This window comes from Ligilactobacillus sp., assembly GCF_036846325.1.
GTDB lineage: Bacteria > Bacillota > Bacilli > Lactobacillales > Lactobacillaceae > Ligilactobacillus.
Window position 1 is genome coordinate 1 of the sequence record NZ_DAIUCE010000004.1, and the last position, 15,683, is coordinate 15,683.

General features: G+C 45.2%; 10 protein-coding genes and 1 pseudogene. 6 read left to right on the forward strand and 5 right to left on the reverse strand.

Going from position 1 to position 15,683, the window contains the following annotated elements; all coding sequences use genetic code 11:
- A pseudogene (locus tag V7Z60_RS00880) lies at nucleotides 1-757 on the reverse strand (prealbumin-like fold domain-containing protein); the annotation flags it as partial.
- Between the two features lie 2 nt (nucleotides 758-759).
- Nucleotides 760-4,182 (reverse strand): collagen binding domain-containing protein, encoded by a 3,423-nt coding sequence (locus V7Z60_RS00885; RefSeq protein ID WP_334115605.1) that lies wholly within the window; start codon nucleotides 4,180-4,182, stop codon nucleotides 760-762.
- 1,245 nt (nucleotides 4,183-5,427) lie between these two features.
- On the opposite strand from V7Z60_RS00885, the gene V7Z60_RS00890 reads away from it, so the two are divergent.
- On the forward strand, nucleotides 5,428-6,465 hold the full coding sequence (locus V7Z60_RS00890) for a branched-chain amino acid aminotransferase (RefSeq protein ID WP_334115607.1): 1,038 nt from the start codon (nucleotides 5,428-5,430) through the stop codon (nucleotides 6,463-6,465).
- A gap of 205 nt (nucleotides 6,466-6,670) precedes the next feature.
- Complete coding sequence (locus tag V7Z60_RS00895; protein ID WP_334115609.1) at nucleotides 6,671-7,762, forward strand: PTS transporter subunit IIC; 1,092 nt, start codon at nucleotides 6,671-6,673, stop codon at nucleotides 7,760-7,762.
- Nucleotides 7,763-8,075: 313 nt separating this feature from the next.
- On the opposite strand, the gene V7Z60_RS00900 is transcribed toward V7Z60_RS00895, so the two are convergent.
- Both V7Z60_RS00900 and V7Z60_RS00905 read right to left on the reverse strand, forming a co-directional pair.
- On the reverse strand, nucleotides 8,076-8,552 hold the full coding sequence (locus V7Z60_RS00900) for a universal stress protein (RefSeq protein ID WP_334115610.1): 477 nt from the start codon (nucleotides 8,550-8,552) through the stop codon (nucleotides 8,076-8,078).
- Between the two features lie 101 nt (nucleotides 8,553-8,653).
- Entirely contained in the window at nucleotides 8,654-9,397 is a 744-nt protein-coding gene (locus V7Z60_RS00905) for a deoxynucleoside kinase (protein WP_334115612.1), read from the reverse strand.
- A 239-nt stretch (nucleotides 9,398-9,636) separates the two neighbouring features.
- Between V7Z60_RS00905 and V7Z60_RS00910 the strand changes: the two genes are divergently transcribed.
- From V7Z60_RS00910 to V7Z60_RS00920, 3 genes are all read left to right on the forward strand, one after another.
- Entirely contained in the window at nucleotides 9,637-10,113 is a 477-nt protein-coding gene (locus V7Z60_RS00910; protein WP_334115614.1) for a nucleoside 2-deoxyribosyltransferase, read from the forward strand.
- Nucleotides 10,114-10,446: 333 nt separating this feature from the next.
- Nucleotides 10,447-10,677: a transcriptional regulator gene (locus V7Z60_RS00915; RefSeq protein ID WP_334115616.1), complete on the forward strand. Its 231-nt coding sequence runs from the start codon at nucleotides 10,447-10,449 to the stop codon at nucleotides 10,675-10,677.
- A 96-nt stretch (nucleotides 10,678-10,773) separates the two neighbouring features.
- On the forward strand, nucleotides 10,774-12,873 hold the full coding sequence (locus tag V7Z60_RS00920) for an ATP-dependent Clp protease ATP-binding subunit (protein WP_334115618.1): 2,100 nt from the start codon (nucleotides 10,774-10,776) through the stop codon (nucleotides 12,871-12,873).
- 466 nt (nucleotides 12,874-13,339) lie between these two features.
- On the opposite strand, the gene V7Z60_RS00925 is transcribed toward V7Z60_RS00920, so the two are convergent.
- Nucleotides 13,340-14,557 carry a transposase gene (locus V7Z60_RS00925; protein ID WP_334115620.1) on the reverse strand — a complete coding sequence of 406 codons (1,218 nt, stop codon included), beginning with the start codon at nucleotides 14,555-14,557 and terminating at the stop codon, nucleotides 13,340-13,342.
- 197 nt (nucleotides 14,558-14,754) lie between these two features.
- Between V7Z60_RS00925 and V7Z60_RS00930 the strand changes: the two genes are divergently transcribed.
- Nucleotides 14,755-15,189, forward strand: a complete 435-nt coding sequence (locus V7Z60_RS00930; protein WP_035171675.1) for a cytidine deaminase family protein — start codon at nucleotides 14,755-14,757, stop codon at nucleotides 15,187-15,189.
- Nucleotides 15,190-15,683 lie beyond the last annotated feature (494 nt).

Sequence of the window (15,683 nt, forward strand, 5' to 3'; positions counted from 1 at the left end):
TACCAGGATCAAGACTTCCGCGGTCATACATGACCAAACCTGCCGAGTTGGACGTGAACTTTGCAATTTCATCGTCGCTGAGCGGGGAAGCACTTGCCTTAAAACCACCATTATTTGTGCAATATAGTTTCATTGAACCGTTCAGGCGGTACAAAACAAATTTTGCATCGCTTAACGGTAACTCTCCGCCGGCGTTTTTGCCATATTTGAAGAAATAGGCTGAACGCTGCACAAGCGAAGTCTTACCTTTGATTTGAAACCACATCCGACCTTGATCATCAATCTGGAAGTTGTCGTTCGTCTGGAAGACGAACGGCAGGGTGAACGTTCCGTTGTTCCCTGCATTTTCAATGACTCCGTTCTCATCAGTCTGAACGATCAGATACGCATCGCACTCGGGAACGATGAAGTCAATCGAAGAATCTGCCTTAGTACCTGTCTGTCGGCTGAGAGGCTTCAAGTTGTGCCTTTCAATGAAGTTCTTCGCATAACTCTGACCTCCGAGCGGAAATTTTGCGGTAAATTCGCTTGAATCGTCAGCTTCATTGAACTTGTCTGAAATATCATATATTTCAAATGTCGGTGCTCTCAGTCTGGTAACGTCGGTTCCCGAAGGAAGATTGAGCTCCAGGCTGATATGGATGTGAATATTCTCAGTGACACCCGTCGTCGAATCAGCGGATGCCTGCCCGGATCCTGCGAATACGGCCGTCATGAAGGCAACGATCATGAACAATAATTTAAATACTCTCTTCATGATCACACCCCCTTTGAACTGCGAATCCGTCGCCAGATGAGCACCTCGGTCAGGACACATGCAACAACGATCAGCAGCGATCCCAATGCTTCAAACAACAATCTGCCCGGTCCGCCTGTTTGAGGAAGCATCCCTCCGACAGGACAATTCAGAATCTGAATCGTTGTCGGTTTGTTCTTCTTGGGATTCATGGCAATGATGCTTGCGTAAGCAGAATCTTCAATCTTGTTGCCATCGGCATCCGTTAATGTGATTGAAGATTCCTTGTCCTTGACATCACTCATGTTCTTCTTGCTCAAAATGAAATAGACTGGTGTGTCAAGTTTCGTATAACCTGATTGCGTTCTCGTTTCAACGAGCTTGTACCGGCCGGTGAGCAAGCCTTTGTAACTGATTCGTCCGTTGGAGCCGGTTGAAACGTCCTGGATATATGGTATCCACTTGCCGTCTGCCAGACGATACAGATCGAAGTGAACGTCACGCATGACCTGCTTGTCGACGGCATCGCGCTTCAAAATGTCAAAGTCGACGTTATATCCCGTAATCGTGGCATCTCCGGAAGTATGCGTAACTTCCTTGTCCTTGTCAACCTTCGTATAAACGACCCTGTTGTCCAGGCCTTCGATTGATGCGGTATTTGAAACGCGGTCCTTGCCTGACGTCAGAATCTTCGTCTGATATTTGATTCTGTAAGGACGACTGACGTAGTTGGCCTTTTCGCCGGGATTGTTCGTCTGATCATCATTGAACGTGATAATCATCTGCTGAGTGACTCTTCCGTCGGAAGTAGTATACGGAACGATTTTCACATTGTATGCCGACTTCGGAAGCGGTTTGCTCGAAAGCTTGTCATTCCACTGATCGGATCCTTCATACCGGTACACTTCAATCGAGCCCTCAATGAAAATCTGCTTTCCGTCAAGGGTATCCTTGATGGCACCGTTCGGATAGGTGATATATGCCTTGTTGACGTCAATCGTCCAGTTGACAAGACTGTTGTCATTCTTGTCGACTGCCCCGTCCTTTTCAAGTCTGCTCTTCCAATGCCAATAATCGTTTGTAGCACTTCCTTTTTTGTCATTTCCCTGATACAAGTCAGCGTAATCAGTATAGTGATTCCTATCGCTGTTGTATCCAACCGGCCCGAGTTTTACTCCATACGAAATCTCGTATTGATGGTCCGTGTCAGGCAGGTGGATGACCAGAAGCTTCGCAGGCGCCGTGTGGGACTTCCCGTCCTGATTGTACGTTGACGTCGTTTCCTGGATTTCCCGTCTGACCTGACTTGTAACATCCTTGTTTTCAGTCACGTCCTTAACTTTGATTGTTGATTCGACAAGCTCCTGGTCACCGGTAATCGTATCCTTGACCATATAGTTGCTCATCGGAAGCTTTTCTGCGTTGACTTCAACCTTCCAGTACAGGAGGCCGTCCTTTCTGTTGACCCCGGAATTGCTCTTGCTGATTCCGATATTCTCAGAACTTCCGCCGTCAGCAGGAACGCTGTCGCTCGTCTGCTCATCGCCGAACTGCGCCCAGTTTCCTGATTCCTGTGAGGAATCACGTGTCGTCTGATATTTTACTTCATAAAGTGCAGCCGGTGCTTCGCCTTTGAACGTAATCTTGAAGCCCTTGTATCCGCCCTCTCCTGATTTATTGTCTTCCTTAATTGTATATTCGCTGGAATCAACCAGAATATTCGCGTTCCAGTCCCCGGGACCGCTGCTTCGATAGACCTTGACGGCATTCAGTCCGCCCTTCAGGTTAAGCTGACTGCCGTGGCTGGTGTAGAAGTGATCTGTCAAAGTCAGATTCTTGAACGTCTTAAAAGTATTGTCGCTTGCCGCTTCATAGAATCTCACGGACCAGTCAATCGTATCTTTGGTGACATTCGTATGCGACTTGTAGACATGTTCCTTTACTTTATCGTACCAGATGCTGCCTTCGCCCTCATTGTCATGTCCGTCTTCGACATGATTTCTGATCTGAGTGCCCTGCGATAATCCGTCCGGCAGGTTTGACCTGTAGCTGATCACATACCCTTTGCCGTTCGAATTACCGATCTTGATTGCTGCAACTTCACGGTCTGCCTTGCTCGAATAGCTGATGGAATATTCGCTTTCTGAAAGCTTGCGGCCGACTTTGATGTTGTTTTCACTTTGGTTGAACGGATTTCCGTCAACTGACGAAGCCTCATGTATTTCAAAGCTGTTCCTGTCAAATGTTCCGCTGTACAAGCTGTCCAGCAGAAGCGTGCTGTCACCGAACTTGTGACCGACAAGGTTGTAGTAGACCGTCCAGTCAACTCTGCTGCCATCCTTCTGAACGCCCTTCTTGACAATCGTGCTGCCCCTGCTCCACCAGTGCGCCCAGAGTTCCTTTGATGCATCAGCCAGGTGCTTGTCGCCATCATATGAGGAAACCTTGTTGCCGACCTTCGTCGTCTCGCGGTCACCGGAATCGTTCGTAATGTCCGTTTCATACTCTATGCGGTATGCACCCGTGATCTTGTGCTTGAAATGAAGCTCATAACTCATGCCATCGGAAGACTTGACGATTTCATATTCTTCCGGATTGACTTTTTCCTTGCTTTTCTCGATGACTCTGCCGTAGGAATCAAGCCGTACGGAATAAACATTAAAGCTGCTGTAGTCAATCTTATGCTCAGAATACTGACTGTCGGCATGATACAGACTGTCCTTCAAGACAGGATCGTCGATGTCATTGAGCCCCTTGTTGAAATCAATCACCCAGTGCGCCCTGGTCGGCTGCCAGTCGTTTCCGAGGAACCAGCCGTTCTTTGTCACGTCGCCGAACTTTTCATCCGTATGCTGCTTTATTTCAATGGTATAGGTTGTGCTGTCCTTCAAGGGAATCTTGATTTCCTGACGATTCTCTTCGGAAAAGCTTTCAATGTCCAGGGATGATTCAAGGTGTATCGTCCCCTTGCGTCCCTGAATCGTCCCGATGTTGTCGTTGAAGGTCATGACCAGCGGGTATCCGTTGTGATCGTTGTCAAACGTGCCGGACAGCTTCCACGTCCCGAATTCCGTTCCGTCCTCATTCCTGAGCTTGCCGTCACAGTCATTGTACGCCTTGAAGGCCTTCGGAACGTAAACTGTGTACGTGTCGCCCGGATTGATGTCCTCGTCATCCGGAAAACTGAAGTCATATTCAATCGATAACTTGTCGCCGTCCTTTAACGTATATGAATCATCGTCCCTGAGTTCCTCCGACGTCGAATCCTTATGACTGACCCTGATCTTCACGTTGTCAATAAAGCTGACGGTGTTGTTCTGATTCAATTCAACCGCAGCATCTGCCCTTTCGCCGTCGAACTTCCCCATGACGAAGACAGTCGCAAATACCGCGACCATTGCCCCAAAAAGCCAGACAAGCTTTTTGAATGTCCTGTTTCCTTTCATATCAGTTGCTCTCCATTCCTATCCATCGCTAACCAGCAATACCCCTTATAATCTCTGAAGGACGCTGTCATCCACAGCATCAGTCATGAACAATGAATTCATCTCTTCCCTAAAGATTGAACTCTTTTCGTTCATTAAATGAAATATATACCAATAAATATTCCGGACGCACCTGCGCGTCTCAGAAACGTTACAAATCGTGCATCAATACATTTTGTGAATTTCAAATATAATTCACAAAACCTTCAACACGAATTATAGCATAGCGAAAATCGTTTTCCAACAAATAAGTTATAGAAAAATTCATTTTTGTTCACAAAAACAGCACATTTGTTAAAATAAACTATTTATCGTCTTCTGGCCGCCAACTTTTTGTCAAAAATGACAAAAACTACCATTATATTAGCGGACTTGTTTTTATAATCTATTTTGTATTAAATTAAAGCAAACGATTTTTAAAATGAATCCATCACGGACTATATGTAGTATCGTAAAAAATGTATTCGGTTACATCTGCAATATAGTGCAGATGCATACTTTTGTTCTTGGACATCATTTAATAACGTTGTTATTTTAGTATAGCATAAAAACAATTCACATTTATTTCGTTTTTACGATATCCTCTTCCGAACCAGTTGTTTCTAAACTTGTTTTAATTGAAATCTCCGGAATATCATATATGCGCAAAGGCTGTATTTCCTGTAATCCGCAATGGTGCTGCCCGCATTATTCATTCTGATGCTTCATGAACTCATCACGGGCAGGCTTATCAGACTCCATTCCAATCCCTGACTTTGAAATTATTTTCATTCTTATTTGCCTGCTTAAACCTTTGATGTTCAAAGATTTGCGAAATGGCTTCAGAATTTATTTGAAAAAAATAAAATATTTCTCTTGCATTTTTAATGAACCTTGCTATAATGAAGTCATTCAATGCAAAGCAATCATGCAAGTCTTGGAAATAAGTCAAAGGAGGTCGGATGTCATGAAGCAATGCAGGATGAATAACGTAGCGTCATCTCGAATTATCAGCCTAGTCATCGTCCTACACGGTTTCGTGCCATCTGATGTCTCGGCTTAGTTAGAGTGCAAGAATTTCAGATCCGGCACATGCACCAAGGCGGCGCTGGATCCTTATACCCGAATTGGACCCCGATGCCGGCTTAGTGCCAGTATCGGTTTTTTTATCATTCAGACTGAATGATTGCTTCCTGCTGCGAAAGCCATTTTGAGGAGGAGTTACTTATGACAGATACAAAAACAGTAGATCTTGACTGGAACAACTTAGGCTTCGACTACATGGATCTACCATACCGCTACCGCGCATATTGGAAGGACGGAGAATGGCACAAGGCAGGCCTGGTTGAAGATTCATCCATTACGATTAATGAAGGCTCTCCTATCATCCATTACGGTCAAGGATGCTTCGAAGGTATGAAGGCATACCGCTGCAAGGACGGCAGCGTCAACATCTTCCGTCCGGATCAGAATGCAGCCCGGATGCAGCGCAGCTGTCAGCGTCTCTTGATGCCGGAAGTCCCGACGGAAATGTTCGTTGATGCCTTGAAGCAAGTAGTTCGTGCCAACCAGGCATACATTCCGCCATATGGCACCGGCGGTACTCTTTACCTTCGTCCGTACATGATCGGCGTCGGCGAAAACATCGGCGTTCATCCCGCAACGGAATACATCTTCTCCGTATTTGCAATGCCTGTCGGCAACTACTTCAAGGGCGGCCTTACGCCGACGAACTTCCTTGCCGCTGATTATGACCGTGCCGCACATAAAGGTACAGGTCAGTCCAAGGTCGGCGGCAACTATGCAGCCAGCCTTCTTCCCGGCGACATTGCACACAAGCGCGGCTTCTCGGACTGCATTTACCTTGATCCGATTGAACATAAGAAGATTGAAGAAGTCGGCTCGGCTAACTTCTTCGGCATTACGCGCGACGGTAAATTCGTGACGCCTAAGTCACCATCCATCTTGCCTAGTGTTACTAAATACTCTCTTCTTTACCTTGCTGAACACAATCTCGGCATGGAAACAGAAGAAACTGACATCTACATCGACCAGCTCGATCACCTTGCAGAAGCAGGTGCTTGCGGGACAGCTGCCGTAATTTCACCAATCGGCGGCTTCCAAGTGGGCGACGAGTTCCACGTCTTCTACAGTGAAACAGAAGTTGGTCCCGTAACCAGGAAACTTTACGACGAATTGACGGGTATTCAATTCGGTGACCGTCCTGCTCCTGAAGGCTGGATCGTCAAAGTTCCTCTTGACTAGAATCAGGGTTTAGTACACGCTCGGGCAGGAATAACATCATAAGATAATTCTTCCTGCGCTGAGTTTTGATAGGGCTCAGTTCGACTGAACTCTATTTTTTTAGGCTTAAATTCAGTAAATGTGTAGTTTTTATTAGTGAAGTTGATCAATAAGGTATGTATTTTTCATTTGAGAGTTATTGCAAATTATCATAGGGGGTAATTATATGAACGCTGATACAGCAACTACGAGTACAAACAAGCCAACAACCAAAGATTACGTTTACCGGGTTTCCGCTGCTGTCGCCAATGCCATTCTGGTCACGCTCGGAATCGGACTCTTATTCCAGACCATCGCACAGTTCATTCACTGGCAGCCACTTTATGACGCAGGAACGATGGGGACCGTTCTGCTTGCGCCGGCGCTTGGCGTCGCAGTAGCTTCACAGCTTGACGTTAATACGCTCGTTATCTTCAGCGCCATGATTTCAGCAACGGTCGGTTCAAATGCCGTGCATTTTACGGCAAAAGCGGTCAACGGGACTTCTGCAGTCGGCGGCACTCTTCTCCAGGCAGCAGGCAGTCCTTCGTTTTCAACCGGACAGCCTGTCAGTGCCGTTGCTGCAGCATTGATTGCTGCGCTTGTCGGCAAATATCTGACCGGTAAGACGCCGCTCGACATGGTTTTGGTTCCTTTTGGCGCAACGACAGCCGGAACGATTTCAGGTCTGGGGCTTGCTGCCGTTACAACGCCGCTTTTGCTTGACATCAGTCGATTCATTGAGCAATCCATGCACGTCAATCCGGTCCTGGGATCTGTCTGCGTTTCGCTTGCCTGGGCATTATTCCTGATGTCGCCGGCTTCTTCAGCAGCTCTTTCGATTGCCTTGACGCTTGATCCGATCAGTTCTGCCGCGGCACTTATCGGAACGACATCGCAGTTTGTGGCTTTCACTGCAATGTCATGCCGGCAAAACAACCTTGGTGCAAACATCGCACAAAGTCTGGTAACTCCTAAGATTCAGTTCCCGAACATCGTGCTCAACCCTTACCTGCTGATTCCATCGCTTGTTTCAGCCGTAATTTCAGCACCGGTCGCAACCGTCCTTTTCCATTTCCGCTCAAACTACACGCTTGGCGGACTTGGACTCAACTCGCTGATTGCGCCTTTGGCATATGCCGCCAAAGGCGTCGGACCGTTTGCAGTCTACATGTTTACGGGTGTGGTCATGCCGGCGGCAATTTCCGTTTTCGTTTACCTGTTCATGAAACGGGCCAACCTGATCGGAGAAAATCAGCTCAGGCTTCAAGTCATCTGATTTACGACATAACTCTTCGCTTGCTGAGTCAGCGGGCCTGCCAAAAGCAGTTATCTGATTCAGCAAAGCATAATCCTCAATCTCTAAGAGGCCGGAATGTGTTTCCGGTCTCTTTTTTTGTCAGGATGTGAACAGAACTCGGCACTAAAGTACCGCTCTTCCTAGTGATAACAGCTGCTTTTCAGCTATCATTCCCAGACAAAATGTTTCAACTCGTCCTTTTCACATTCTCAGGTCTGAAAGTGCATGACAAAAAGGCAGCCGGACCCATGTTCTGGGTTCGACTGCCTTTTTTGAACGAAAATCAATATTCTTATTCCTTGATGTCTTCTTCTTTGGTACGCGCAACCAGCACGTCGCATCTGGCCGAACGAATCACGTATGACGCAACAGAGCCGACGACCAGCCTTTGCAGGAAGTTCTTGCCGGTTGAGCCGACAATAATCAGATCATTTTCATATTCTGGCTGGAAATCTTCAACGATAACCAGCTTAGGATTGCCGAAACGCAGGTGAACCCTGATTTGTTCCGGCTTGAGGCCTGCTTCCTGAATTGCCCTTCTGCGCAGTTCAAGCAGATATTCTTCGCTGTCGTGTTCGATTTCGTAAATCTGCTCGCCGTCAAGCGCAATTCCTGCTCCGCCGTATTCAAGCGAGTTGAGATCCATGACCCTCAACACGTCCAGATGTGCATCATTACGCTTGGCAACTTCGATAGCTTCTTTCAACGCAACTTCTCCGCCTTTTGATCCGTCAATCGCAACCAAAATCTTTTCATATTCGCATGACATGTGAATCACCCTGCCTTTCTTCTTATATATCACTTTATATTTATAATAGCCCTAAACATAAGAATTTGCAAGCCTTTTCACTTTTTCGTCAAATGCAGATTTCATTGCTGCTTCAATATTTCAAGATGAGCTTTGCGCAGTTCGTCTACTTTTGTCTGCTCCAAATTGCCAAGATCGTACAGCTTGTCTTCGATTGTTTCCAGAATCTTCACGCGATCGCTGACATCGGCAACAAAATCATACTTATCGCCATCAATGATCAGCAGCGGAGATTCGTCATATTCGTCCATCCAGTCGTCATAGTGACTGAGCAGAAGGTGATAGTAATCGACAAGCGAAGGATCCTTTTCAATCTGTTCGTAATCCCGTCCGCGCTTGATGATCCGCTTGATCATCGTTTCATATGAAACCTTGATTGTAATCATGAGATCCGGTGACTTCTTATGAGCAGCATATGGCAATTCTTCCATCATGTTGTCCAGAAGACTCTTGTAGATGTCATACTCGACCTTGGTCGCATTCCCCATCTCAGTGTTCATCTTCATGAAGATTTCGTCTTCATAGATCGAACGGTCCAGAATGTTATTGTCATTTTGCATTGCTTCCTTGATCATCGCAAAGCGACGATTCAAAAAGTATGTCTGCAAAAGGTAGGCGTACGGATTCGTCGCATCTTTCTCACCGGCCGCACGTTTCCTGGCCGCAATTTCGTTTCCCTTGTAAAAAATCGGCAGCACCGGATTGTCTTCAACGGGTTCGTAATATGCCTTCGTTCCAAGTTCCTTTGACAAAATTTCAGTCAAACTGGATTTTCCGGAACCGATAATTCCTGATAATGTAATCAAAATAGTAGATACATCCTTTCTGTAGCTTAAATGCAATGCTCTGCATACAATAATCAATCGCACATGACGCTCTTTCAATCATACACTCATTCCGTTTAAAAATAAAGCACATCTAGTGGTTTGTTTCACAGCATGGCACAAGATATAGAGGGGAATTTCCCTCAAACAGAAAAAGGGTTGCAAAACATTTTTGCGCAATGCTAAACTATCATTAAAATGCAATACAAAGGAAGATTAAAATGAAATCCGTATACTTAGCATCACCATTTTTCAGCGATAAGCAAAAAGAACGCATTTATCAGGTCAAGGAAGCGCTCATCAAAAACAAGACAATTGATTCGGAAAAGATTTTCATCCCTCACGAACATGAATATAAGGAAGCAGAATTCGGGAGCTTCGAATGGCAAAAGGCAACCTTCCAGCTCGATGTTTCACAAATTTCTGCTGCTGACCTCGTTGTCGCAATCATCGACTACAAAATGGAAGAAACAAAGGAAAACGAACCGGACTCGGGCACTGCCTTCGAAATCGGCTTCGCATACGGCACCCGCACTCCCGTTGCCGTCGTTCAGTTTGATCCGGAAAAAGAAGTCAATCTGATGATTGCCCAGGCTTTGACCACATACTTCGACGCTTCAAAAGACGGACTTGAACAACTGGCCGCATACGACTTCGACAAATTGATTCCAAAATTTACGAGAAGACCTGTAATCTAAATTAAAGGATTGAGAAAACTGAAGCCTCGGATGAATTTGCAATTAAATGCAAATTTCATCCGGGCTTTTTGTATACAGCGTTAAATGCGGGCTGTGCCTGTAACCGGAGACCGGATTTTACGGGCAAATCTCAAAAATCGCTCTTTTGCCCGTAACCTAGTCCTGACATCCTGATTGAGCAGGTGATTTTCAGCACTGCATTTGGCAAAAAATGCAGAACACAATATTTCGTCCGTCACCTCTCAGTTCAAAAAAATTTTTTTCAAAAAATATTATTTCACACTTGTGTTATATCACAAATGTGATATAATAAGAAACGTAGAGGTGAGGTCCATGAGAATCGACATCAAAGCCTACTTGTCCGCCAAGAAATTGACGATCTACCAAGTGGCAAAGAAGTCGGGCTACGGGTACACCACCCTGCATAAGTCATTCAACAAGCAGCAGACCAGCGCAACTTCACTGAACCTTCGGGATCTGGATGCGCTGGCTCAGGCATCGCAGCAGTCGATGTGGGAAGTTCTCCGCGAACTGGAAGAAAGCTACTTGTCGGATGATGACTAACTTTATAGCCCGCACCAAGCTCTTGTCAGTCGCCGCCGGTTTTCTGATTTGAGCTTTTTTGTGCGAAAGAGTCACAAAAGAAATGAGGTATGTATTATGGCTAGATTTTCATCAGATCCATTTTCAAGCAGCATGGACGACATTTTCAATCAATTAATGGGCGAAATGAACGGATTTAACTCAGAGAGCAGCCGCTATCTGATCAATGGCCGCGAAGTAACGCCTGAAGAATTTCAACAGTATCGTCAGACAGGAAAGCTGCCGCAGAATAATATGCAAACGAAAAATACGGTAAAACAACCCGAAAACGGAATTTTGGCAAAACTTGGTCGAAACTTGACGCAAGAAGCGCGCGATAATCAGCTTGATCCGGTTATCGGACGCAACAAGGAGATTCAGGAAACCGCTGAAATTCTCTCACGCAGAACAAAGAACAACCCCGTCCTTGTCGGAGACGCCGGCGTCGGCAAGACAGCCGTCGTTGAAGGCCTGGCACAAGCCATCGTCCACGGCGACGTGCCGAATGCGATCAAGAACAAGGAAATCATCAGCATCGATATTTCATCTCTTGAAGCCGGTACCCAATATCGCGGAAGCTTCGAAGAAAACATTCAAAAACTCGTCAAAGAAGTCAAGGATGCCGGCAATGTCATCTTGTTCTTCGATGAGATTCACCAGATTCTGGGTGCCGGCTCTGCCGGTGACGGCAACGGTTCGAAGGGACTGGCCGATATTTTGAAGCCTGCCCTTTCTCGCGGCGAGATCAGCGTCATCGGTGCAACGACGCAAGACGAGTATCGCAATACGATCATGAAAAATGCAGCATTGGCACGACGTTTCAATGAAGTTCAGGTCAAGGCTCCAAGCGCAGAAGATACGTTCAAGATTCTCCAGGGAATCAGAACTCTGTATGAAAAGCACCATAACGTCGTTTTGCCGGACAGCGTCCTCAAAGCTGCCGTCGACTACTCGATTCAATATATTCCGCAGCGCTCCCTGCCTGACAAGGCCATCGACCTGATTGACATGACCGCGGCTCACCTTGCGGCCAAGCATCCCGTGACTGACGTCAAGGCGTTGGAAGAAGAAATCGAAAAAGAACGTCAGAAACAAGATGAGGCCGCAGCCAAGGAAGATTTCAAAACAGCACAGGAAGCCAAGGACAAAATCAAGGAACTTCAGGAAAAAATCGACAATCACTCTGAATCTCAAAAGGTCGAAGCAACGATCAACGACGTGGCCAAGTCCGTTGAACGCCTGACGGGCATCCCGGTTTCCAAGATGGGTGCAAGCGACATCGAACGTCTGAAAGGCATCGGCGATCGCTTAAGAGGCAAAGTCATCGGCCAAGACGAAGCCGTCAAGGCCGTTGCCAGAGCCATTCGCCGCAATCGTGCCGGTTTTGACGAAGGAAACAGACCTATCGGCAGCTTCCTGTTCGTAGGACCGACGGGCGTCGGCAAGACCGAGCTTGCAAAACAGCTTGCGCTTGACATGTTTGGCAAAAAGGATGCGATCATCAGACTCGACATGTCCGAATACTCCGATCGAACCGCAGTTTCAAAGCTGATCGGAACAACCGCTGGCTATGTCGGATATGACGACAACAACAACACGCTGACCGAACGAGTCCGTCGCAACCCATATTCGATCGTCTTGCTTGATGAAATCGAAAAAGCCGATCCGCAGGTAATCACTTTGCTGTTGCAGGTTCTTGACGACGGTCGTCTGACTGACGGTCAGGGAAACACCGTCAACTTCAAGAACACGGTCATCATCGCCACGTCAAATGCAGGATTCGGCAACGAAAGTCTGACCGGAAACGACGAGCAGGACGAAGATATCATGAAACGCCTCGCCCCGTACTTCCGCCCTGAATTTCTCAATCGTTTCAACGCCGTCATTGAATTCTCCCATCTTACGAAGGACAATCTCAAAAACATCGTTGAGCTGATGCTGGATGACGTCAACAAGACCCTTGCCAAGAAAGGTATTGATCTGACCGTATCCGATGAAGCAAAGGACTACCTGATTGAAGAAGGCTACGATGAAGCAATGGGCGCTCGTCCGCTCCGTCGCGTCATCGAACAGCAGATCAGAGACAAGGTTACGGATTTTTACCTCGACAATCTCGACGTCAAGCATCTCGAAGCTGAAATGAACGACGGCGAGCTGGTCATTAAAGAACGCGCATAGAATCTTAAATAAAATGCCGAACAAAGGATGTTGTCCGGCATTTTTTTAGTCTGGCTGACTTTTTTGTCAAATGCAGTGCTGCACATCCCCTGCTCAATCGATGCATCAAGACTGCCTTACGAGCAATACGTTGATTTCTGAGATCTGCCCGTAAAAGCCGGTCATCGATTACGGGCACGCCCACTAAAGCTGAACAAGTCGAACTCTGTATATGATATTATCGTATACAGGAATATGTTTTGTTTGGTGTATCGAAGAAAATAAAAGTAACGACATTGTATGTTACGAAAGTGATATACAGTGTCGTTATTTTTATGCTACAATGCGGATATCAACTACCCCAGTCTAAAGACTGAGGTTTGTAGCTCACGGCCTTAAGGTCAGTGGTCATAACGCAATTAATTGCTCCCACACTATACGTGGCTACATCATCGGGTGGTTGACAACACCCGTTTAACTAACACGTTTACGCATTAGTCGTTAATTCAAATTTTGGCTGTTCTTGTCCGCTGATATACTGTGTTCCAAGCAATTGGATATTCATGGCGCCAATCCGGTCATCATTGGAACGATAACCACAATTAGAGCAGTGATATTCATGTTTTTCATGATCACGATTATCTTTTTTGATAACTCCGCATTTTGGACAACGTTGCGATGTGTACTTAGCCGAAACTTCGACCACTTCACTATTGTTCAAATGCGCTTTGTAAGTCAAAAATTGTTCTAACTGATAAAAAGCCCACGATTTGTTTTGATTACGCAAAGCTTTTGGTAAGTCAGTACGTTCAAAAGAAACACCTGTTAAGTCTTCTAAGACAAATAAGGTATTGGCACCATATTTTTGAACGAGTGTCTTAGACAAGCAATGATTAACATCGCTCATCCAACGGTTCTCTCGTCCGTATAATTTCTTTAAACGTCGTTTTGCTGATTTAGTACCTTTAGCTTGCAAGGCGGCACGAAGTTTTTGGTATTTGGCACGTCTGCGCATAATTGCTTTTCCATCAAAGAAGGAAGTTTGGCCTTGTTCATCATAGCTGGTAACTAAGAAACGTAAACCTCGGTCAATACCGACAACATGTTTAACCGTTTGGTTATCAAAATCAGCAACTTCTTTAGTAGCCGAAATATGCAAATACCACTTGTTGCCAGTTTTAAGCAGCTTAGCCAAACCGAATTTCCAAGTACCGTCAAAGTACTGATTAAATCCATGACAAACAGGGTCTACTTTAACACGACCGTCAAGGGTATTAATTGATAATTGACCGCTGACCAAATAAGACCAGTCACGATTGCGTTGAAGGTCTACTTGAGGTCGGTTAAAAGAAATCGGTTTGCGCAGCCAAGTTAAATCACGTACTTCATGATACCATTCACCAGTATTTTGGTCTTGGTATTTATAAGGTTTACGTGCCATTTGAGTTTTGACTGTTTTATAACGTGCAATAACAGTTCGGATTACGGACTGAGCCATTTGAGATTTAAGGCTGAACAAATTACGCAATTCAGCGTAGAGTTCTCTATTCAATCTGCTTTGTTTCATGTCAAAATCATGATTGAAGATGTATTCAGATACATGGTTACATGCTTGACGATATTGTTCCATTGTTTTGGAAAAGCTTAAAGCCGTTTCAGAATTAGGAACATTTAGTTTGGCTTTAATTGTAACTCGTATTTCCATTAGGTTCACCTCACTTTCTTCACTAATAATTATATCGCAAATGATTAGTGAAATACAACAAAAAGGAGGAAAAGGGTGAAAAAAGTAATCTCTAACGAGTTTATAAGTGAGGGGCTATCCCTCCAATGGTTAAAACCACTGGTATCTCGCCCTATGTCAATGAATTTAACAAATCGGAATTTGTGGGGTAAAATCAAATGGATATTTGGGAAAGAATGTATGAAAAGGCGAAAGATCAATATCATCCAGAGGAAGTATCTCCCTTTATATATGCGCACAATGTAGTTTGTGCAATAGAAGCTGAAAACGGAGATATCTATACGGGATTCTGCATTGAAAGCTGCTGCGGAGTGATGAATATTTGTGCCGATAGACTTGCCGCACTGAATATGTATGCTAACAGTGGTCAGACAAGAATGAAAAGATTTATAGCGTTCCGTGACAGTGCGCCAAACGGAGGTGGGAGCGGTATGCCTTGTGGTGCTTGTCAGGAATTATTTTATCAATTAAATGAAGCGAACGAAGATATGGAAATCATGGTCAATTATGAAAAAAGAGAAACCGTAACATTAAAAGAACTTATGCCGAATTGGTGGGGAAAGGAACGTTACGCTGAGGCAAAGAGTAATTGACAACTTCCAGTTTGTAGGGATGACATGAAAAATGAAGTTTAAGGAACAGAGCTTTATCCTGTTTGCCTATACAAATTATAGGACAATTCATGGTTCTCACAGGCTCGAACCACTGGATTTTAAGGGAAAAGGTACGTTCCACCATTTCCTTGTACAATAGAGGTTGAATATGTTTTTCGTTGAACAAACGAGCCATGTGGAGACAGTAGTCTTGATGTCAAGAAAAGATAAATAAGTACCAGAAAGTGGCGTATTTTCGGGCTTTTTCGGAAGTTTAGATTTAAAACCTGACTTCTGAAAAAGCCCGGTTTTCTTATATGGAAACATATCTACTGCAAAATGTGTGTCATGTTTTGATCTCGGATTAGATGTTAAGAGAGGTTATACAAATCGGAATTTATGGAGGTGTCATTATGTATATGGCAATTGGTTTATGTTTAGGTGTTGCATTTGGAACTGCCTTAGATAATCTTCCTTTGGGAATTGCTATCGGT

What these genes read in the sequence shown, in the direction of transcription:
- V7Z60_RS00885 (WP_334115605.1), bottom strand. Translation starts at nt 4,182, where the DNA reads ATGAAAGGAAACAGGACATTCAAAAAGCTTGTCTGGCTTTTTGGGGCA.
- V7Z60_RS00890 (WP_334115607.1), top strand. Translation starts at nt 5,428, where the DNA reads ATGACAGATACAAAAACAGTAGATCTTGACTGGAACAACTTAGGCTTC.
- V7Z60_RS00895 (WP_334115609.1), top strand. Translation starts at nt 6,671, where the DNA reads ATGAACGCTGATACAGCAACTACGAGTACAAACAAGCCAACAACCAAA.
- V7Z60_RS00900 (WP_334115610.1), bottom strand. Translation starts at nt 8,552, where the DNA reads ATGTCATGCGAATATGAAAAGATTTTGGTTGCGATTGACGGATCAAAA.
- V7Z60_RS00910 (WP_334115614.1), top strand. Translation starts at nt 9,637, where the DNA reads ATGAAATCCGTATACTTAGCATCACCATTTTTCAGCGATAAGCAAAAA.
- V7Z60_RS00915 (WP_334115616.1), top strand. Translation starts at nt 10,447, where the DNA reads ATGAGAATCGACATCAAAGCCTACTTGTCCGCCAAGAAATTGACGATC.
- V7Z60_RS00920 (WP_334115618.1), top strand. Translation starts at nt 10,774, where the DNA reads ATGGCTAGATTTTCATCAGATCCATTTTCAAGCAGCATGGACGACATT.
- V7Z60_RS00925 (WP_334115620.1), bottom strand. Translation starts at nt 14,557, where the DNA reads ATGGAAATACGAGTTACAATTAAAGCCAAACTAAATGTTCCTAATTCT.
- V7Z60_RS00930 (WP_035171675.1), top strand. Translation starts at nt 14,755, where the DNA reads ATGGATATTTGGGAAAGAATGTATGAAAAGGCGAAAGATCAATATCAT.